Origin of the sequence: Bradyrhizobium sp. LA2.1 (assembly GCF_040547725.1) — a bacterium.
GTDB lineage: Bacteria > Pseudomonadota > Alphaproteobacteria > Rhizobiales > Xanthobacteraceae > Bradyrhizobium > Bradyrhizobium barranii.
Window position 1 is genome coordinate 11,602 of record NZ_JBEPQI010000016.1, and the last position, 21,671, is coordinate 33,272.

Genomic DNA, 21,671 nt, shown 5'->3' on the forward strand with positions numbered 1-21,671 from the left:
GTCAGCGCGCGCGAGTACCATCGGTAGTCGAACCTTGCAATTCGATTCGAATTGCGCGGCGCTTCATTCGGCTAACTTTGTGCGTCGGCGCCAAGTTCGAGGCTATGTCCTGCGATTGGGCTGAATCTTGGCCTCCAGGCTCTGCGCATCACCGGCTCCAACGGTCCGATCTCAGGCGCCAATACTAGTTCAACACTCTCACCAGATCATCAGCCTCGCGCAGATCGCGGGAAGTTTCCGCGGATGCGAATTTCGCCCGGGTCGATATTAGCAGGTCTCGTGCCTCAGTGCGTCCGGATGCGCTCTCGCCTGCGCTGACCAGGCGCGCGATGCTGATCGCCGTGCGCAATTCCCAACCGACCGCCCCGAACTTCCTGGCAGTGGCAAGCGAGCGCTTGAACAAGCGCATGGCGGCCCGGTCGTCCCGCGATGGATCGCGACACAGCAGCGAGCCGTGGATCCGGTAGATCTCGGGAGCTGCCCAGCGCTCGCCGGTTTGCTTCACCAGGGCCTCAGCCGAGGCAGCGAAGTTTCGAGCCCTGCCCATCTGCCCGATCCGTCCGAATTCCGTGGCAAGCAGAATTCGATAGAGCGGCATCTGGATGCACCGGTTCTCGGCGGGCAGCTTATCGAGCAGGCCGCATAGCTTCTCGAGCGCGTCCGGCGCGGGGCCTCGTGCCGCCAAGGCTGCGGTTGCCCACAATGGACCGATGACCCGGTACATCGGATAGCCATACTCGTCAGCGACCTTCAGACCACGCTTCACGCTGGCAAGGTTCTCCGCAAGGTCACCCTCATACCAGTGATCGGCGACGCCGAGAATGGAGGCAAAAGCCACCATGAACGGATGTCCGATCTCGTTCGCAAGCTGCCGCGCCGTCACGCAGCACTCTCTGGCCCGGCCGGGCCGGCCCAACAGCCATTCAATGTGTCCGGAATAGACGAGCGATACAATTAATGGATCATGCTGATAGATCTGGACCAGCTTGCCGTGCTCGCGCGGATTGTAGCGAGCGCTGACCAGAGCCGCGAGCTCACTCGCCTGCTGCAAACGACCGAGGAAGAAATTGGCGATCACGGCGGCGGTGTAGGCCATGAGGGCGGCCTCGTCGTTGCGCCACTCTTCTGCCCGCCGGACGAAATTTTCCGCGTGTTCGAGGCCCTTGGTGAGCTCGCAGTTGACCAGCTTGGCTATGGTACTTCCCCACAGCACCGTCGCCTTCTCGCGAATGGTGCCATGGCTCGCGCAAAGCTCGAGTGCACGACTGTAGGGGCCATAGACGTTCGGGTCGGACCATCCGGCGTTGGCCGTGTACGCCATCGCCAGATTGGATTGCAGTCCGATTTCAGCCTCGAAGCGCCGTGGCGACGCCGGCATCTTGGATATCAGCGAGAGGCCTTCGCGAAGGTGAGCCACGGCTTCCTTGGTGGCAGATCTGCGCAGCGCGGATTTTCCAGCCTGGAGCCAGGCCTCGATCGCCTCCGGAATGTTGCCTGCGCGCGCATAATGATAGCCTAATACCGCCGGCTGGCCGCTTTCTTCAATGGAGGCTTCCTGGAGCAGCCACGATGCCACGCGCGCATGGAGTTCACGCCTTTCCTCCATGAGCAACGAGGAGTAGGCGACTTCCTGTATCATCGCATGTTTGAACGTGAAGGCCTCGCCTTGAGGTTCCTTGCTGCGATACACGATCCCCGCTCTCTCGAGAGCTCGCAACGCCTGTGGCAGCGTTTGGCTCTTATCCGGAAACACGTTGAAAATGCCTTCATAGTCGAAACGCCTTCCGAAAACGGAGGCGATCTGGGCGACGCGCTTGGCAGGACCGAGACGATCAAGGCGCTCCATCAGGGAATCGTGAATACTTGACGGCACCAGGGGTTCCGGCAACTTCGGCACAGGGCTTTCGGCGGCCGGCGGGACCGCACCGGCATCGACGACGGCCCGCGTGAACTCCTCGACAAAGAGTGGCACGCCGTCGGTCCTTTCCACGATCTGGCTGGTAATCTGGCGCGGCACGAAATCGCTGCCCGCGACGGCTGCGACCATCTGCTCGCATTCATGCGCTGCAAGCTTCCGGAGGGGGATCCGTCTAATTGCCGTGCTTGGCAACCAGTCGGCCTTGTAATCATCGCGATGCGTGATCAGGACCATGATCCGCTCGCCAGGACAGCGAGCCATCACGCGTACCAGCAGTTCGATGGTGGTCGGGTCCATCCACTGGACGTCCTCGACGATCCCGAGGATCGGCTGCTTGCGCGAGGCGGCGACAAGAGCGTCGACGAACACCTGAAACGCGCGCTCGCGCTCCAGGGGAGATCCGAAATCCGCGGGCTCGTATCCCGCGCATGCGGGAATCGATAGCACCGCCCCGTAGTAACGAAGCGCCTGCTTGAGGTCGGTGACGGCGCTCGCCAACAGCGCTTGCAGTTTTGCCAGCGCGAGTTCCGCGTTGTCGGTCTCGTGGATGCCAGTCGCGCGTATGAGGCGCTCGATTTCCGGGGCAAGCGGCGTGTTGATGTGGAACGGTGAACATTGCAGCGACAGAACATCACGCGGAGACGCACCGAGCGAACTGCGGAACTGGCGGATCAAACGTGACTTGCCGATGCCGGGCTCGCCGGAGATGACGCCAACTTGTCCCGAGCCGGCGAGAGTCTGCTGCCACATCTCGGCAAGTAACGCACTTTCGCTGGTTCGGTTTATCATCGGGGCAAGAGGCGACCTCCGCGCGCGGTCGAACCTGCTTTCGTTTGACCCAAGCGCCTCTGCACGCCAAGCCTCGACCGGCTCCTCTACGCCCTTGAGAGCTTGTCGGCCAAGCGGCGCATAGCTGAAGGTTCTGCGGGTCAGATCGTAAGTGCTCGAGCCGACTACGATACCGTTCTCACTCGCGAGTCCTTGCAGGCGGGCAGCGACATGCGCCGTACTGCCGAACACTTCCCGTCGATCGGGGGGCTCGCCGGGCACGCTGCCGACGACGACGACCCCGGTGTTGACCCCGATGCGCACGCCGAGGCGAACGAAGTTGCCGTCCGACAGCAGAAACTTGTGTTCCTTGATCGCCGCGGCAATCGCCAGAGAGGCGCGGACCGCGCGCTCAGGATCATTTTCATGGGCTTGCGGGACGCCAAAAAATGCGAGCAACCCGTCACCAATCATTCTGGCGATATGACCGCCGTAGCGGCGAATCTGTTCGTCGCAGATATCGCGGTAAGTTCTGATAATCGCGAAGAACTCCTCGGGATCGATCCGCTCGCTTAGGGGTGTCGAACCGACAATGTCGATAAATGTCACGGTGAGCTGGCGGCGTTCGGCATGCGGAGCCTCATTCTCGACATTCGGCGGCCCCTGTGTCCGCTGAAGTCCGCCCAAACGATCGGGCTTCGGCTCGCTGCTCATGACCCACCAAGTTCACTTTCCGCCGTACCCGCCGCGAGGCAAGATAGACGGCGAGCCGCATCCAGTTGACGCTGCCGAGCGGCCCGTGCCCAGGCAGACAGTTCCAGGGATTGAATACCATGTGCTCGCAGTCGTACAGCGCATTCTGCGTCAAACTCTTGAAATGGCAGTGCTTCCTGGGCGCACTTTAGGACGGGTCCATGGCCGCGAAGCGTCCCCGACGTCATCCGACGTGACGGCGTGCCGTACCCTTTTGGAGAAATCGAACACGACGTCATCGCCGCCTTGTTGCGTGCGCGGGTGCGGATCCCCCACAAGCGATTCCTGAAGAAAGCTTTTCGATGGGCCCAAAACGCAGACGTCCACCATCTGATGTCCTCATTCGACCACCGGGAGGACCGACCAAATAGCGCACTACTTTGTGCTCGCCGATCTCGGCTTCGGGTCACAAGCGGCGGTCGAGGCAAGCGCGGCCCCGCGTCCGGTCCGCCGCCGATAGTCGACATCGCAATAGGCTCGGTCTTGTGCGGCTAAGGGCCACGAACAGACATGGCCTCACCTGTCGCGTTAGCGCCGAGCTCTGACCGCTGCTGTCCTAATAAACCAGGCTAGTGCCGGGCGGCTTCTCTAGCGCGGCGGCCAACGACCGGTACTCCTCGCAGCCAGTCCCGCAAATGGATGCAATCCGGCCGAGATGATAGAGCGCTTGCTCGCGGTTGCCCCGCTCGAGCTGCCACAGTCCATAATACTGCCACGTCAGCACGTGGTTCGGATCGGCCTTGAGCGCGCGCTCGTACCAGACCTGCGACTGCTCGTAGTCACCGAGCTTGCGGTAGGAGTAGCCGATGAGGTTGGCGACGTTTGGATTGTCGTCGTGGCCGAGCGTTTTCAATTGCTCAATCGCAGAGGCATAGTCAGTGCGGTCGTAGATCGCCGAATAAGCTGCGCGATACCCATGAGCAAAGGCGGGGGCGTCGAACAGGGACTGCTTGGCTTTTTTGGCCTTGGGCGCGTGAGTGGCCTTGGCGCCCGACCGCTTCGGGTATGACGAAGGGGGATAAGCGGAGCGTTGCCCCATCCCGCTATAGTCTGCGTCACTGCCACCTGGCCCAGTGCCCGGGGCCGCAACAGCCGAAGTGACCGAGAACGCAACGATCAGCGCAATCGAACACGTTGCCAGCGTCGCAATCCTGATCATCAAGTTGGTCATAGAAGCCTCCTACAAGCTACGCCTTCGAGCTCCCACTCCAGCCGAACATGTTAACTCCGGCTTATCTCAAACATTTCTGGAATAATATTCAGAAGAACGAGATTTGGTGTGACAGCAATGTTGTCTTATGAGCCGGTCAATGTCGCAGCAGGTCAAAAGCTGATGGTGCCGGAGCAGGAGTCCGCTGTCTCTTCTCGCGCGATAAGCGGACATATGGCTTAACCGCCGATCCCTTTCTGGCTTTGCTCAGACGCATCAGCGGCGTGCGTCTCAAGTGCTGTGGTAGCAAAGATCTTTCCGAGCCCAATCCCTGCCAGTGTAAGCCCTTGCGACGGCATATCGCCGCGTGGATTTATGGTGCGCTCGGAGGGCGTCCGTATTTGCTGTGATTTCAACGGGCTACAGCGGAGGAAACGAGTTTAGGTGCATTTCCCGCTCAAAAGAGCCTTTGGTCTAAAAGATCTCGGTTGATCAAGACCTGGAGGCATGAATTGGAGTTTGCCCCTCGCCTTGCCTTACCCCGACCTTCTCCAGGGTCTCCGCATAGCGGAATCAACATCTGTTGGATTATTCAACGATTTCAAGCCGTATTTGAAAAATGCGCAGAATTGCGCCCCAGCAATATCAATCGCTTGGCAGTTGTTTCCAAGTGAAAGAGGGGCATTCGAGACGGTCGAAGATCTAACCGCAACGGCACCGCGAGCGATCCATCAGCGACAGGCAATGTCTCCGAGAACGGCGGCCGCTCCGTCGGTGGTTTGCGCGACACGTACGCTTCGGACGCACAAGGTGATCACAGGTCCTTTTCGGCGAGCTCGCGAAACTCGTCGGGAACGGAACGAGAGATGCCGAGCGCCACCGAGCCATATCCAATCGCGTCCCACCCGAAGCGATCGCGGATCTTGTCGACGGCACGGTCGGCCGCCCATCGTGCCATGCCGACTTTGCTGCCGGGGCGACGGCGCTCATCTTTAAGCCCAAGCGGAAGTTCAAGCTCCAGATCCCAGTGCTCCTCGAGATGCGACACGGAGATCGCCAGCAGCGAGATAGTCTTCTCATCAGCGCGTTCTGCGAGGATCGCGCGCACGAGATCCTCGGCAATCTCGGCAAGGATCACGGTCGCGGAAACTGGTGCATCGAGCGTGACTGACCGGGTGGCCGAATTCAGATTGGCGAAACGAACGCGAACCGTCACGGTTCGGCCAGGCCTGGATTTGGCGCGGAGCCGGGTGCCGATCCGGTCAGCGAGGTGAAGCAGGGTTGGTCGGAAAACTTGCTCTTCGGCAGGCTTCCTGCCAATTGCCGATTGCGCTCCTGCCGATCGGGCTCGGCTGTGCGCCTTGATTTCCCGTGGATCACGATTCCACGCAAGCGCGGCGAGTTTCTCCCCTGCCGCGGGGCCAAGCAGCCGCTCGAGCGACCATCCCGGCGCCTTTGCCAGTTGCCCGATTGTTAGCACGCCGATCTCGGCGAGCCGCGCCTTCGTGACCGGACCCACGCCCCACATCAGTTCGACGGGCAAACGGTGAAGGAATTCCAGCTCGGTGTCGGGATCGACGACCACGAGCCCGTCGGGCTTGGCCACCTGCGAGGCAATTTTTGCCAAATGCTTGGTGCGCGCCACACCAACCGAGATTGGAAGACCAAGCTCGGCCCGCACGCGCTGGCGGATTATGTTTGCAATTTCGGCGGGCGGACCGAAGAGATGAGTGCAGCCCGCAACCTCGGCGAAGGCCTCGTCGATGGAAATCCGTTCCACAAGCGGCGTGAAATCGCCGATCACCTTGATGGCGGCATCACCTAGCCGTTGGTATTCCCTAAAGTGCCCGCCGACAAAAGTGATTTGCGGACAGAGCTTGCGCGCTAGTCGTCCCGTCATGCCGCCGCGCACTCCGAAGGCCTTGGCTTCGTAAGAAGCCGCAAGCACAACTCCACCGCCCACGGCGATTGGTTTGCCGCGCAACGACGGGTCCAGCAGCTGCTCGACCGAAGCATAGAAGGCGTCCAGGTCCGCATGCAGGATGGTGGCTGTCGTTGCCATCCCGATCGCTTGTCGGTGACGTTTCAAGGACGTTTCAGCTATGAGAACATAATGAGAACAATCACGGTGGATGTCAAGCCGCGCAGACGCCTCGAGTACGACGCGGCGTCCGATACGTTTAGGCCCGCCACCGTAGCGGACAATCGGCCGCAGGAAAATGACGCGAAATGCGAGTTCGCGTGCAACACGGTGGAGCAGAACCGCGACTCCCAATCCGGCCCGTGCCAGGGAGCACCGAACGCCCAATCGATGACCGGGAATATTTTGGACACGATATATCGCACTGCCTGCTTGTTCTCCGGCGAGGCGGCCGCAACTACGGCTTTGATCTTTTCTTTATCGGTGTCCCGCCGATCATGCGTGCCCGTTGTGAAGGCCTTGCTCTGCGCGACGGCCGCATAGACGTGCGGCTCGAACAGTCGCAGTGCTTTGAGTGCGACCGTATCGATGAGATTAACCTCCAGACCTCGAGGTTCTCGGTGCCAAAGTCAGTTGTACCTCGGCGCCGCCGATGAACCGCTTGGCGGCGCGCAGATTGCGGAAGAAGTGCTTTATCCCGCCGTTCCACAGGTTGCCCCACCGGGTTTGATCGAAGGCGAGATCGGTCGGCAGAGCCGCCGTAAGCACCTCGGAAAGAACGATATTGCCGATGCGCGCCCCCCTCGACGACCGGCACGTCGAAAGCGGTTTGCACGACCTTCCCGAGGTACTTGCGGCCGTCGCCGGGCGTCCCGCCGTCGAACGCGCGTTCTACGATGTCGCGCTGGTAGAGCAGCAGGTAGGTAAGCCCGGGAAGGCTCGCGGGCGCCTTGATGTGTCGGATGACCGTCCGGATCTATTCCGGCTCGAGCCGATCGATGTCATCGATCACCACCAGGATCTTCTGCGGCAGCGTCCGAGCGCGGCGGCGCTATCTCGGACGGTACGAGAGATGACATGTTGACTGCCATTGCTAGAAACTGATTTAGCCCTCGCCGCCATGGCCGAGGCGTTGAACCGATCTAGAGTGGAGGAAGCATGGCTTCGAACGTTCTCGCCTGGGTTACCTCCTGAATGGCGCCGTTTTCTTCCATCAAGCACACAGAGCGGTTCGACGATCGCCATGCTCTTCTCGAGATATTGGCATTCGAACCGCCGACAGCCGGCGCGCTGGCGCTCGCCATCCTGTTCGAGCAGGCTCGAAGAAAGACGATGCGAGTGTGGGCCGAGCAGTCGCCTTTTGAGCTCAAGGACGCGCTCAAGCGTCGAGGGTACCGCTGGAGCAACGGAAGCTACGGCAGGCCACGGTCGTGGTAAATCGACGTCGACGAAAGCAAGCTGGACGACGAAATCGCGCTCCTCAAAACCGAGATTTACCTCAGGGAAGTGGAGCCACGCTTGCAGGTCTGACAGCATTCGACCGGTTTTCGGTCCGAGCGTGAAGGCACGACAGGGTGTCGTCGATAGCGGCGCCGGCGGCTGTGCGCGTCGTGACCATCAGTCTCTCCTTCGACCGGTCCTTCGCCGAACCGACCCACGTATGACCCACCCGACAGCGTCGGTCGCCTCGCCAAGACGAAGAAGGATCTGCCGCTTCGAACTCCGTGCGCTCGCGGTCAGCCCATGCTCCCCGGCATGAAACAGCGTACTGTCGCATGACCATTTAGGTAGTAGGGCCAGACCATCGTGCGGCCAGCACGGTTCGGTCCGTCCACGACAGCGTCATTCGGAACATCAACCCACTCGCCATCGATGCGCACCCGATAGTGACCATCCTTAGTTTCCCAATCGACGTCATCAACGTGCTTCGCATCGCTGCCGTCGCAGCAGGGCCCTTTGCCACTATGCAAGCTTTCATACCAACCGTGCAACTCAGGGTGCTGATAATCGTGGGCGTGTCCGTGACCGATGGTAGAAATCGGCAGCATGACAGTAAATACGACAAGCGCCGCATGCCAACGGTGATCGGTCATCTCAGACGTAATCCCGAGAATCTTTGTGCAGTCAGGAAATTCATCTAGCCGCATCAGTATGCGAAGCTTTCTCAGCTCGTCGCTGGTAATCGTCGGCAAGGGTCTTAAGCTGACCTGCAATCGCTCGGTCGGTCATGGCTTGGGCGGCGCGGAGCAAAGTCCGCGCTGTCTCTAAATATGCCTTGCCTCGTTGTGACATCTCGACCGTCATAAGCCCTCGCGCGGTTCTCTGGGAAGCTGGTCGAAGGCAGTCTGGAGCCATCCCACCCACCTGCGATCACTTTCCCTGCCGGCTCTGAAGCGATCGACGCACTTCTTGGAACAAAGCGGGGTCCGCCACGAGTAGTGCCGGACGAGACCAAACTTGCCATTACAAACTGCGCATCGCGCGGCGCTGCCAGGTCTAAGACTTTCGGAGCAATTTGGCATTGTAGTCTCCTCTTCTTTTTCGCAGCTGTTCGTCGACCTTTTTTCACTGTCGCACTCAAGCCTGTGCGCTTTTCCAACGCACGCAGCTTAGGATGATCACGATCAGCAGCTCAATTGAACGTAGGTAATCGTTCGCCATCTAAAGGGGGCGACGGAACGATACGAAGGTCTAGAGGGCGCCCGCCGTTAAAGCCGACCATATTCACAACGGGTCAAAACGCGAAGAAGTCAACGCGAGAAAATCCGGTGCGCTACGCCCCGCCGAGCGGGCCTTGCGATGCGAGCGGGGCGACGGGCTCGTGGTGCCATTTCGCTCACGTTCCGGACGGTCCAACGTGCGGGCGAAAGAGACTTCGTTCCTGAAAGACGCTCGCGCGCCGCCTCAAGTAAGGCGGCTCGGATACCGGCTGGCTTGGAGCGTCACGGCGTTCACGCAGTTGCTGTTCAAGTCGCTCGATGAAATCAGTTCGCCGGCGCGACTTGGTGAACTTGGTGAGCGACATCGGATCGCCCGCTCCGCGGATGCTCCGATTGTGCCGCCTTGTTATAATCAACTTCCATGTCACGAGTACAGGCCTGTCGATCGTATCGGCTTCAACTGACGAACCCTGACATATGGACTTTACGCGTACGGTAGTCGGAGCGGCCATGTGTCCGGCCTGTTAGCGCGGTTCACGTGACCGCTGGCTAAAATGCCCTCCGCGGATCAGATCCCGGTCAAAAGCACGCACTTGATGGTGCTATGGCCCATGTGGGTTCTCGTGTTCGCCAGATCGACCGGCGCTGCATTACGTGCTGTTCGCCACCCAACCGTGACGTCACACCGGATGTCCGGCGCGATAGGTCACGCATCGAGCGCGACGGAGCCCCTTTAGCGCGCCCCCCGGGCCATCTTGTTGACGAGCGCGACCGCAGCAACCTTGGTGAGTCTGCGCGTCAGCAGTCTCGCAGGCCAGGGCCGATGCCCGTGCCTGGATCTTGGCATAGCGGATCACGGCGAGTGTGCCTGCTTTCAACAGGCCGCGCAAATAGCGATCGCCTCGCTTGCTGATACTGCCAAGCTCGTCCTTACCGCAGCTCAAGTTCTGCTTCTCCTCGCAAATCGCTTCCGCGTCCGTGGTGTCGATCTTCTGTCGCTTGACTTATGGTTTCACATAGGCCGAAGGCATCAACCGCACCGAGTGTCCCAATGTCTCCAGCTCACTGGACCAATAGTGCGATGAGGCGCAAGTCTCGATCCCGACCGGACAGAGCGGTAAGATGTCATCGAGCGTCGCTGCTGCTGAATAGCGTCCTCATCTTGCCAGAGGTGTTTTTCGAACATTCCCAATTCCAACAACAGAGAATCAACAAGAGACACCTGTTCCTCCTCTTTGAGGGCTTTTCTGAGTGCGCCTTCTCGAGCACTCTAGAGATTTGCGCTTTTAGGGTTGACTTGACCCCATCTGGACGCGTTGCCTCCAAAAGGATGGGCGCAAGGCCAGCAGGTTGGGTCATCTCGGTGTCGGCTCGATCCATGAACTCGGATATTTCAGGGACCGGAAGGCGGGGATGCGCGTTGTGCCTGACTGAACTAGCTGGCAACGCCTACAGGCGTCGAGCGCGAGTGGGGTTGCATTTGCTATAAGCGCGACCCCTCTGGTGTTGGCCTTGACCGGTGCGCATACGATGCTCCGACGCAGCAGCCATTTGGACCGCCGATCCGGCAATCAGCAACGCACCGAGAATAGTGAGAGTTGCTTTTCGCATCGTGCCGCCAACGGCGGCGCTGACGTAGATCTCTTGTATAGGGAACGACTGCTCTCTCCAGTCTGCAATGCGCCGCATACCGGCGCACGAAGCTGCACCGAAAGAAAGGGGCCCGCCCGTGTTGCCACAAGCGGACCCAAGTCTAGGGAGGAAACGCCCAAGGAGGGCAGCGATAGCGGCGGGGACCTGAGGATGGCGGGGTCGCTACCGCATGCGCTACATAAGAGCATCGCGATCCGCGACTCAATTGAACGTAGGGAAAAGTCAGGCATCCAAAGGGTTTGCGGGACCAATACCAAGGTTTATGACGCTTCACGTTATGCGAAGTACCTCGCACTTGACAGCGCGCCTGCCCCCGGAGCTGATCGCCTTAGCGATAGAACACTGCCGACTTCATCAACAGGATATCGATCCTGTCCGCGAGCCCGCGCGCGTGTCTTTCGAAGTTGCGCCGCGCCACTTCCTGATCGATCGATGTCGCTCGGTCGAGGTACGACGTTCCAATAAGTCGCAAGGCTTAAGGTGCGCAGATCCTAAGCCTAGGTATGCTCTTCTCAGCCGAAGTACCATACGGATCAACCTTCTATGCAATGGTTTGAGCCACTTCTCTGTGACTACACTTGGGTACAATCGCGCCGATGTGTCTAATCGCGAGACAAGAGCAAGAGTTCACCGATGAGAGTCGTAGATGCAACCGAGTTGTCAGGTATGTCTCGCAAGACGGCTAAGCCAGCCTCCGACTTCGCCGGCGTCGTTCACAATCTGATCCTGGACGTGCGCGACTGTTACCGGCCCGGGCTGCACGACATGCGTGGCCCCGGCCCTAGACGGCGCGCCAAGCATCAGACCTGGCTGCGACTTCTTTCTGAAGCCGTATCGCCGCCCGCTCAGCACCAGCCGCAGCCGATGGATATACACCCTTGCGACGGGGCTAACCCGGCCCGATAGCTGGGCCAAGGTTCCGGCGTGTTGCGGGGTTTCCTGTTTGCCCTCTCGCTCTCGATCAATCTGGCGACAATTTCAAGGACAGAATCCTCGGAATTTGCTCGCATCCGCGATCTCGCCTCTGCGCTCACGCTCGTCGGGTGGCAACTCGGATGCTGCTCGGCGTTGCCGCCCTTTGCATCGCATTGCTCGGCCTGGCGGCGCTGCTCGGTGGTACGGCGCGCGCCAGTGTCGTTCTCGAACTACGCAAATTGCCAATGAAGTTTAGCTGGGTCGCTTGCCAGTCGAATTGCGGAGGCTGGGTCAGCGCGATCGGCATCGCGACGGCCGATACTCCGAGGATTTTCGATGAATTCGCGCGCGACCGACTACTTTGCGGTACGACGATGTGCTCAATTCCAGCGGCGGTTCGGTCAATGAATCGATCGCGCTCGGACGGCGCTGGAGCGATCTCGGGACGTTTACCACCGTCGGCGTCAGCGTTCAGACCAGCACCGCGCGGAGCGCTCCTTCCAACATGGCGCCTATGGCCTATTGCGAATCGTGCGTGCTCCTACTGCTGTTGAGAAGTCGGCAAATTACTTAAGAAGCAAGAGGTTGATCGTGGAAATTCGACTGGGTACCAGGCGAAGTGATTTGGCCCGCTGGCAAGCCAATCACGTCGCCGATCTTATTCGTAGCGTCGAGCCGACCGCTGAGGTACGAATGGTCTTCGTTAGTTCGGTTGGCGATCAAGATCGACGGTCGGAGTTTCAGCAGATTGGCGGCATCGGAGCATTCACGAAGGCGAGCGAAGACTCGCTTCTGCGCAACGAAGTTGACCTGGTCGTTCACTCCCTCAAAGATCTTCCGACAAGATTGCAGCCCGGCTTGGTATTGGCAGCCGTTCCCAAAAGAGAGGATCCTCGCGACGCGATTTGTGGCGTCACACTAGATCAGCTACGACCGGGACTGCGCGTCGGCACTGGATCAATTCGTCGCAAAGCTCAACTTCTCGCTCTATGCAGTGGTCTGGATATTCGACCCATCCGTGGGAACGTTTCTCCAAGGCTGCGTAAGGCAAAGAACCGAGAGGGAATAGATGCGACTCTATTGGCAGCGGCCGGGTTGTCCCGGCTAGGATTGCTACATGAAGCCTCACAGATTTTAGACCCGCATGTTTTCCCGTATGCGGTCGGCCAAGGCGCTCTCGCGGCCGAAGCTCGCGTGGGGGATACGGCACTCATAGCACTGCTTCAAAAAATTGAAGACCGGCGATCGCGCACCGAAGTGGATGCAGAACGCGCGTTGATGAGAAGCCTCGATGCGGGTTGCAGCCTACCCGTCGGGGTCTCTGCCACATGGCTTGCCGGCACGTTAATGCTTCGAGGACAGGTGACTCATCCGGATGGCCAAACGAAGATTGCCAATGAAAGCGTGGGTCGGGCCGATCAAGCCGACGCAATAGGCAGAAGTCTCGGGCATAAACTTCTTCAGCAAGGTGCGGAGGAGATATTGAAGGCTGCGCCTCGTACCGTGGAGGAGCAAAGGCCAATCTGAATTCGCTGCCGGGCATGACGACCTTATGTTCTTGGGAAGCCAGTATAACTGGCAGACCGCCAGACCGCCGCATCCGCTTCAGCGAGACAGCTGCAAGGCGCGAAACCTGCGCCAACCGCCCGAAACGCAAAGCTGTCGGTCGCGTTTTGGCGCCCAGCGCGCGAGCGCTCATCCGCAATTCGTGTCGAGCGCGTCAAGTCGCATCTCGGCTTTAAGCGCATGGCAAACCCCTCACCGCGCCAAGCCGGATGGGTCAAAGCCGCGCAGCGCCCGCAGGGCTTGGCCTTGATGCAGGCAGGTTGGTGTGTCCCGGAACCAAAGCGTAATCCTTAAACGCCCGATCTGTCGGCTTTTAAGGAATGAGGCCATGGTGACGATATGACCTGCCAGCCGCAATTCCGAATCGCGGCCTTTTTTACACAAGCGCGACGCCGAGCACATACATGCCGACTAGCAGCGTGAGACCGATTACACTAATGCTGAGGTAGATCTGATCCATGGCGACCTCGGGGAAACGGCGCTATTCAGTGTCTGTCATTCAAGAGACCCTCCTCTTACCCGGTCGCTGCTATTCGACCCATCCTATAACCATAGGACCCTTCTGCTCGCGCAATGATCCGAAGGGGAGTTGGGGAAAGATCGACGGGCGTTACGCCTCCGGCCTCTTCTTGCAACTTCCGGTTCGCGGATGCGGTTCCGCTGCGATTCTCGGCACCCAGCCGTTCAACTATTGCTATCTCAGAACGACAACCGAGGCCATGGCGCGCTTGTATCGCCTTATCGTACGGAGGGAGGATCGCATCCCACAATCGGAATGGTCTGATTATACGTTGGTTTGTTCCAAGCCCGCGACGCAGTGCCCTTGTGAGCAGTGTCAGCAGTTAAGCCTCAGTGTCTTCGGTTTAATTCGTGGGCCTTTTGGATAAATCGGAGGTTGCTAATCCTGTCAGAAACTGGATCTAATTGGATGCTATGCGCGCGCCTCATATCGCACCGACGGCCAGCTCGATAGGGCGGTGAACGCGGCTTCGACACTAAACCCTTCGTAGGCGCGATCTCCGTTCACTTGCTGATGGACTCCGTCGACATCAGCGAGGTTGCTCTCTCGGAGCCGCTTTCCGGCAGATGCTTTCCGCCCTTGCTTTGAAGACTCGGTGGCTATCTTGAGCGACAAAAAGGTAATTTTGCTCGCCGAGGGCGCACCAACCGTCGGCAAAGCTTGCTAGCCTGAGCGCTTCTCTGCGATGCTTCCGTGTGCTGGCAACCTACTTCGCTGCAAGCTCCCGATATTGTAGCGGCAAACCGAGGCGCTTCCACACATTGACCAATGCTTGAGCGAGCGCGTCAATCAGCGCGTCATCGTGATACGGCGTCGGCGTAATACGCAGCCGCTCGGTGCCGCGCGGGACCGTCGGATAGTTGATCGGCTGGATATAGATGCTGTGCTCGGCGAGCAGGAGCTCGCTCGCTTCCCTGCATTTCTCCGGATCTCCCACCATTACCGGAACAATGTGCGTGTCGGTTGTCATCAGCGGCAGGCCCGCGGCATTCAGTACGGTCTTTACCCGCGAGGCGCGGTTCTGATGGCGGTCGCGCTCCCATTGCGAGGCCTTCAGGTGCCTGATCGCCGTTGTGGCAGCCGCACAGACTGCTGGGGGCAATGCGGTCGTGAAAATGAATCCTGGGGCACAAGAGCGCACCGCATCGATGACATCGGCACTCGCCGCGATGTAACCGCCGAGGCAGCCGAACGCTTTCGCCAGGGTACCCTCGACCACGTCGATGCGGTGCAAGACGCCCTCACGCGCCGCAATGCCCGCGCCGGCCGGTCCGTACATGCCGGCCGAATGGACCTCGTCGATATAGGTCATGGCGCCGTAGCGCTCCGCCAGGTCGCAAATGCGGCTCACCGGCGCGATGTCGGCGTCCATTGAGTAGAGCGCCTCGAATACGATCAGCTTCGGCCGCTCCTGCGCCTCCGCCGCCAGTAATTCCTCGAGGTGGCCAACGTCGTTGTGGCGCCAGATCTTCTTTTCCACGCCGGCGCGCCGCACGCCCTCGATCATCGAATTGTGGTTAAAGGCGTCCGATAAGATCACGCAGTTTGGAAGCAGGCCGGCGATGGTCGCAATGCCGGTTTCGTTAGCGACGTACCCCGAGGTGAAGACTAGCGCCGCTTCCTTGCCGTGCAGGCCGGCGAGCTCGCGTTCCAACTCAACCAGCGGATGGTTGGTGCCGGAAATGTTGCGAGTGCCCCCCCGCGCCAGCGCCCATGCGGATGGCGGTTCCTACCATGGCGCCGATCACCCTCGGGTGCTGACCCATGCCGAGATAATCGTTCGAACACCAAATCACGACCGGGCGCGGGCCGTCCGGCGAATGCCATGTTGCGTGGGGGAAATGCCCGGCCATGCGCTCGAGGTCGGCAAACACGCGGTAGCGCCGTTCGGCGTGCAGGCGAGCAAGCACCGCGGAGAAGAAATGATCATAGATCATGGAGCAAAATCTCCTTTCCGGTTGTGGTCAACGATTGGGACTTCGCCGATCCACATTTCCCCCATGCCCTTCCGATCCAACACCGTCGCTTATAAGGCCCTGCGAACGGGGCGGCCTGACCCCGGGAGGAAAAGGACCGGCCGCGAAAGCCACGGCGAAGCGAACGAGCGCCGAGCGCCAGGCACTTAGCAGTGTCGTCTATCTCCGATAAGCAAATTGATAATGCGACAAGGAGCACAGTGCGAGTGAAGTAATCCAAATCTCGGCAAATCGTGGCGAGTGTATGCGCAAATGCATCGAGCACGTTCGCTGCGTTAGGTGTTCCGCTCTCCATCTATGCTCCCCCGCGATCCTGATTTCCGATCATGACGCGCCCTCTCGTAAGGCGCTCCGTCGGATGCTGCTTCATCCATTCCGCTAGTTGCGGCACACCTTCCAAGCAGGACTGCATGGAGATATCAGTGGGCTCGGAGGTGGCGACGGTCTGCTCGTGGAACTTCGTCGGAGTAACTGGACTGCAGAGCACGGCAAAAAGCTTGATCACGAGAAAGCCTCGCTACATTGAGCATTGGCGCCACTGGGCCCCAAGAGTTGCGGCCCCTTGTCCCGCTGCTCGCTGATGGGATCGGCAGGCGGGAAAACGCTGTCGCATATCGCGCGCGCTTTTAGAATGAGAAGGATATGCTCGCGCTCGGATTTTGAGACAAGTCGGATAATCTCGCCCATCATCGCTACCGTGGGATTGTTGACGCCGACGCTGAAGCCACGTAGGTGGTCACGAAGGAACAAGGAACGCGTGACGGTCCGAATATTGGAAGGACAGACCTTTGTCTGGGTCGGCCGAGATTGCTTAAAGAATTCCAGCCTGCACCGCTGGCCGTTCCGCTCCCGTATGCGACCAACCGGTTTCTGCCGATCGAGATGCGCACGCTCATCGACCTTGCGGCGCCGAGGCTGAAGAGAGCCTTCGCGTGTGTGCGTCGCTTTGGTCCAAAGAATCGCCAGGAGCATGGCGACCTCAATTCGGCTTGCCGAGCACGGAAGTGAAGGGCACCACGAAGAGCTCATCGCCCTGGTCGTCGCTGACATGCAGGACCCAGTCACGCCAATCCTCGAAGCTGCGCTCGTTGATGAGTGATTGCACGACACGGGTCGCGTGATCGCGCGCCTCAGCAAGATCGCCCACCACGGCGCCGCGCCGATCGACGAAAACGTTCTTCACGTTCGAGCAGTGGAAATATACGTGGGTCATGTTCAACCTCCTTCAAATGCGACGGTTCGCCACGATACCTCAGCGTTGCTGGTGTCCTCGACGGCGAGGTGCCAAAGAAGGCATCGGTGCTGTCTTGAAGATTTCAAACCACATCCAGGTCATTATGAGTGGAAATAAGGTCATCTCCGCACCTTGCAGATTGCGCGCTGCCAAGCAGTAGTGAGGCTCAATCCCCACATCTCGTGGCTTAGGAATGCGCCAGCGCACGCCAACAGCTGTGCAATCCGGCCGCCTCGGTCCGAGATAATCGTAAAAGCCGACTTCAAATGCGCGCGCGTTGTTGCGTTCTCGGCGACTGTCTGCTGCGAGGCGCTCACAAGAGACGCGCCTCGACCGATGGCTGGAGGGGCTCGAACGCCTGCGAGTCGCGGTCGCACGCCGGGCACCACGCGCCAGTATAGAAGGTAAGGAACAGCGGGCTGTGTCTGAGCAGCGTTTCCGACGCGACCTCGGGGCAGTGCTGGTCCCGCGATTGAAAGGACGGCGCGCAATTGCCTGCCTTGAGCGCGCGCTTGGCCCATCGTGTCGCGATCAGGTATTCGGTCGCACTTCTCAATCGTAACCGCAGCGTCGCGCTTGCTTGGCTTCGCTGCCGGACGGGAAGTCACCGCAGGCGCGTTCTCGCTTTTCCTCATGTCCAATCTTCAGTTTTGTCGAGAGCAGTAATCGTCGTCGGTAACTTTGAGTTATCTGCGCGGGTTATGACTTGGCGTCGCTGTCGAAGTGCCTGCGCATCTCCCCAGGGTCTTGGCGTCGGAGACGACGACCAGGTGTTTCGTGGTCCCGTCCAGGCTGAGCTTGTTCAGGAACGCGGCCGTCGCTGCCGCGAAGTTGTCCTCGACGAGCCGCCTGCCATCGGGTCAGCAGAGCCGGTGTGATGGCGCGCATCCGAAGCCGCCGTGATCTCGACCAAGTGCACCCCAGCGTTCACGCCTGTGTTGTGGAACAGGGGGACCGTGTCGCCGTCTGCGACTGCTATTGTCGTACCGGTGGGTAGAATCATCGAAAGACCTCCCATTCACGATTCGTATAAACATCGGCGGGCTATGATACTTGCATGCCGGCGCTCTGCGGCGTCTCTTCGATCAGCTCCTCGCGCGAAGCTCCCCAGAGCAGGCCAGTCCCAACGAAGGCGGAAAGAATCGACGCGGCGAACACCGCGATCTTGGCGGCTGAGAAGTCGGTGGCGTTTGGAAACGCCTGCCCAGCGATGAAAAGCGACATCGTGAAGCCGATGCCTGCGAGGGCTCCTGCCCCGGCCAACTGCCGCCACGTGTACTCCGCCGGCTTGACAGCTATGCCTGCGCGCACGGCCGCGGCGGCCGCGAGGAAGACGCCGAGCGGCTTTCCTATGGCGAGGCCGGCGGCGATCGCCGCCATGAGCGAGCCATGCCCAACAAAGACGTTCAGATTGATTGCTACGCCCGCATTCGCCAGTGCGAAGATCGGGAGAATAGCGTAGCTCGACCGTGCGCCGGCGTGTCGCAGCAGCCGGTCGGCGGGCGATTCAAGTCTGTCATAGATTGCGTCGAGCGCGCGCAGCGCCGGGGTGGAGGGGCCGTGCCTGAGAACTTCACCGTCGTGCCGGGCCTCAGAGGCGATGATCGTGCTGGCCTGGGTCATCAGGGCAGCCAGGTTGGCGGGCGGTCGCGTCGGAATGAACAGCGCGAGCACCAGGCCGGCCAGCGTAGGATGAAGGCCGCTCGCGTAGACGAAAGCCCATAACCCAACGCCCAGCAGGATGTAGGGCGAGAGAAGGTAGACCTTCGATCGGCTCAGCAGCGCCAGCGCAACCCCAACCGCCGCGGCCGCGGCAAGGTAGGCCGGGTGGATCTCGCCAGAGTAGAACACAGCGACGACGACGATCGCACCGATGTCGTCAACGATGGCCGCCGCGGTGAGGAAGATACGCAGTTCGACGGGGACGCGGTCCCCCATCAAGGCGATTAAGGCAATCGCGAACGCAGTGTCCGTTGCCATCGGTACGCCCCATCCGTACGACCACGTCCCTACAGGGATGACCAGCGCATACAGAAGCGCCGGCACGACCATGCCGCCGAGCGCGGCCGCGATCGGAAGCGCGGCGGAGCGGCCACTCGCGAGGTGGCCAACTGTCATCTCGCGCTTCACTTCCAGGCCGACGACGAGGAAGAACACCGTCAGGAGGCCATCGTTGACCCAATGAACGATCAGCATCCGAAAGGCTGCGTTGCCCAAGCTCACGCCGAACTCCTGGCGCCAAAGCGCCTCGAACGCCGGCCCGATCGGCGAGTTCGTCAAGACGATCGCCGCCACGGTCGCGAGGACAAGTAAAATGCCGGCCGACGGAGCCCAGCTCGCGAAGTCCAGGGCCGCCGTACGAACACGGTGGCCGAGCGTGCCCAGCATCGCATCGACGAGAGAGCTCTCATCCCAGGGCCCGTCGTAGCGCCGCCGGTTGATGTAGAAGGTTGGCGTGAGTCTCACGCCGCTTGCGCGTGAGCTTGCGATGTCCGCCTCCACCCTCGCCCTCGCGCGCCGCATGGCTTCGCTGTCGCCGTGCTCGAAGTCGGCGTTCACGCCGAGGTCGGCGGCCACCGCGACGAGGTCGTCCTCTGTGAGCTGTATCGACCTCGTCATCAGCTTGATGTGCGCGGACCAGAACGCCTCGGGCGTCCGAGCAAGCTCAGCGAGTTCGGCGGCCCGAAAGGAAACGCTGTTGTCCGCGAGAGGCCGGTGGCGGAAGGCATAGCAGACGCGGTCGCCGAGTTGGTCGCGTGCTTGCGCAATGCGCCCGTTGGCAGCTCTGCAGTGCGAGCAGGCATAGCTGCCGTACTCGACGAGCGAGATCTCGGCATCGGCGGGGCCGAGCACGTGGTCCGTCTCTTGGTCGACCGGACGGTCGAGGCGGCCGGGCGGGATCATGAGTTCCATCGCTGAACCGGTCTCCACGTGTTCGTGCTGGCTAAGACGTCGGCATAGTTGCCACTGGGTTTACAACGTGGAATTCGCCGCGGTTGGAAGACGCCGTGTACGCGATCTCCGTACCGACGATACTGCTGGGAAGCCCAACTGCGTGCACGCGCGGGAGCAAGAGGGGCACGAGCGTGCCGGCACCCCGCTCGCTCTCTATAAAGACCGCGCCGCCTCGTCCTTCGGCGAGCCGCTCGACCTGCGAGAGCCCGAGACCGGTTCCGCTATCCGGAGCCCTTGTCGTAGAGTACGGAGTGAATGCATGCGAGAGGACCTCCTCGAGCAGGCCCTCTCCATCGTCGGCGACGATGATCTCGATCGGCTCCCGGGCCGCGCCAGCGAGAGACTCGACGTTCCGCGCCACGATGGTGATCGCACCGCCGTTCGGCATAGCATCGGCCGAGTTGCGGCAGAGGTCCAACAAAGCGAAGCACAACTCCTCCGGGTCGGCATTGAAAGACCATAAGTCAGGGGCGATCTCGGCGTGGACCGTGATGTCCGGACGCAACGCCCGGTCAAGCGAGCCCACCATCGCTGCGAGGCGGCTGCCTTCGACAAGTCCGTCGATCGACTTGGAGCCCGGCCGCGCAGCGTCAAGGATCTGCAGGGCGAGTAACGCGGCTCGCGTGATCGCCTCCTGCATTTTGCCGACGATGGCCTTTCGGTAGGCGGCATCGTCCTGGCACTCGAGCAGTCGCCGGCCGCTGCCGATCACGGCGAGAGGGTTGTTGACATCATGGACGACGAACGGCGCGACGTCCGCTATCGCGCTCACTCTTTCCCGTCCGCGAGGGGCGACCGCGTCACCCCTGTCGGACCGCACGCAGGTGTGACGCACAACCCCCGAGACCTCGCCGTTGGACCCGACGAGCGGGATCTCCACGCACTTGGACGCAATGAGGCCGCTACCGCCATCGCGGACGCCCTGTACCGTTGCGCTCAACGCACGTTGCACTCCAAGCCCGACGCCGGCGCCGTCCGCGAGCACGACGACATCCTCCAGCGGTGGGCTTTCGACAAAGCCGGGAAATGAAACGACGATTGCCTCTTTGATTTGCATGTCGGACCTCCTGGACTGCGATCGTTCAACGGAATGCCGACTCCGGCCCGTACACGAGGACGAGCGACGGTGGCTCGAAGATTGCGTCTTTGACGGTCGAAAGGAAAATCACCTCTCGCCATGAAGTCGATAGCCGATCGTTATAGGAACTTCTGAGGGTGCCTGGGACGCTGCCCCGGGGTACGCCGCGTCTCGCTGCGAGGACTTGCGAAGCGGCACTCTTGGCGGCCGAGAAGACGTCCCTCCCCTTGGTTATCCTGCCGGCCGCGCGGCATTAGGGGCGGTTATCGAGATCAGAGCTTTACCAGCGGCTTCCGCGGCAATACCGCTAGTGCCGCTAGCGCGGTCGTGAGGCAGAAGCGCCGGCGAACGCCCCGCCGCGATCAGAATTGCGAGTATAGCCATGACGCAGGGCATCGCAGGACAGTCGACTCCGAACTCGCGGTCCGGCCTCGTACATTTGATTGACCTCTGAGCCGAAAGAAATCGATTCCCAGAAGTTCGAGATCAAGCAATAGCGGCGGTCGTGGAGATCTCGCGCCAAGTCGCAAAGGCTCGCTCGCCGGCGGGCACAACGTTCTTAGGCGACAATATCTCAGGACTATCGAATGCATATCCAAAGGGA

Annotated in this window: 12 protein-coding genes and 2 pseudogenes; 3 read left to right on the top strand and 11 right to left on the bottom strand. The window is 60.6% G+C overall.

What is annotated here, in order from left to right:
• Positions 1–184 precede the first annotated feature (184 nt).
• The 3 genes from ABIB95_RS27945 to dinB all read right to left on the bottom strand — a co-directional run bounded on the left by ABIB95_RS27945 (position 185) and on the right by dinB (position 6,651).
• A complete protein-coding gene (locus ABIB95_RS27945) occupies positions 185–3,400 on the bottom strand; it encodes an ATP-binding protein (RefSeq protein WP_354244009.1) in 3,216 nt (1,071 codons plus the stop codon).
• 595 nt (positions 3,401–3,995) lie between these two features.
• Positions 3,996–4,610, bottom strand: coding sequence for a tetratricopeptide repeat protein (locus tag ABIB95_RS27950; RefSeq protein ID WP_354244012.1), 615 nt, complete (start codon positions 4,608–4,610; stop codon positions 3,996–3,998).
• 793 nt (positions 4,611–5,403) lie between these two features.
• Positions 5,404–6,651: a DNA polymerase IV gene (gene dinB, locus ABIB95_RS27955; RefSeq protein WP_354244232.1), complete on the bottom strand. Its 1,248-nt coding sequence runs from the start codon at positions 6,649–6,651 to the stop codon at positions 5,404–5,406.
• A gap of 649 nt (positions 6,652–7,300) precedes the next feature.
• Between dinB and ABIB95_RS27960 the strand changes: the two genes are divergently transcribed.
• Positions 7,301–7,594: a hypothetical protein gene (locus ABIB95_RS27960; protein ID WP_354244015.1), complete on the top strand. Its 294-nt coding sequence runs from the start codon at positions 7,301–7,303 to the stop codon at positions 7,592–7,594.
• Between the two features lie 110 nt (positions 7,595–7,704).
• Positions 7,705–7,947 (top strand): hypothetical protein, encoded by a 243-nt coding sequence (locus ABIB95_RS27965; protein WP_354244018.1) that lies wholly within the window; start codon positions 7,705–7,707, stop codon positions 7,945–7,947.
• Between the two features lie 299 nt (positions 7,948–8,246).
• Here ABIB95_RS27965 and ABIB95_RS27970 read toward each other — a convergent pair whose 3' ends face one another.
• Together ABIB95_RS27970 and ABIB95_RS27975 are read right to left on the bottom strand one after the other, a co-directional pair.
• Complete coding sequence (locus ABIB95_RS27970) at positions 8,247–8,603, bottom strand: hypothetical protein (RefSeq protein ID WP_502917877.1); 357 nt, start codon at positions 8,601–8,603, stop codon at positions 8,247–8,249.
• 1,574 nt (positions 8,604–10,177) lie between these two features.
• Positions 10,178–10,291: pseudogene (locus ABIB95_RS27975) on the bottom strand (IS110 family transposase); the annotation flags it as partial.
• 2,038 nt (positions 10,292–12,329) lie between these two features.
• Here ABIB95_RS27975 and hemC point away from each other — a divergent pair.
• Complete coding sequence (gene hemC, locus ABIB95_RS27980; RefSeq protein ID WP_354244238.1) at positions 12,330–13,265, top strand: hydroxymethylbilane synthase; 936 nt, start codon at positions 12,330–12,332, stop codon at positions 13,263–13,265.
• Between the two features lie 1,265 nt (positions 13,266–14,530).
• Here the strand turns inward: hemC and hemA are convergent.
• From hemA to ABIB95_RS28010, 6 genes and pseudogenes are all read right to left on the bottom strand, one after another.
• Positions 14,531–15,761 (bottom strand): annotated as a pseudogene (gene hemA, locus ABIB95_RS27985) (5-aminolevulinate synthase).
• 540 nt (positions 15,762–16,301) lie between these two features.
• Positions 16,302–16,772 (bottom strand): hypothetical protein, encoded by a 471-nt coding sequence (locus ABIB95_RS47415; protein ID WP_502917878.1) that lies wholly within the window; start codon positions 16,770–16,772, stop codon positions 16,302–16,304.
• Between the two features lie 7 nt (positions 16,773–16,779).
• The gene (locus tag ABIB95_RS27995; RefSeq protein ID WP_354244021.1) at positions 16,780–17,013 is read right to left on the bottom strand and encodes a DUF6894 family protein; all 234 of its coding nucleotides are present in this window, start codon (positions 17,011–17,013) and stop codon (positions 16,780–16,782) included.
• 334 nt (positions 17,014–17,347) lie between these two features.
• Positions 17,348–17,590, bottom strand: coding sequence for a redoxin domain-containing protein (locus ABIB95_RS28000; RefSeq protein WP_354244023.1), 243 nt, complete (start codon positions 17,588–17,590; stop codon positions 17,348–17,350).
• Positions 17,591–18,078: 488 nt separating this feature from the next.
• Positions 18,079–19,947, bottom strand: coding sequence for a Na+/H+ antiporter NhaA (gene nhaA / locus ABIB95_RS28005; RefSeq protein ID WP_354244026.1), 1,869 nt, complete (start codon positions 19,945–19,947; stop codon positions 18,079–18,081).
• Positions 19,948–19,978: 31 nt separating this feature from the next.
• Positions 19,979–21,046 carry an ATP-binding protein gene (locus tag ABIB95_RS28010; protein WP_354244028.1) on the bottom strand — a complete coding sequence of 356 codons (1,068 nt, stop codon included), beginning with the start codon at positions 21,044–21,046 and terminating at the stop codon, positions 19,979–19,981.
• Positions 21,047–21,671: the final 625 nt, after the last annotated feature.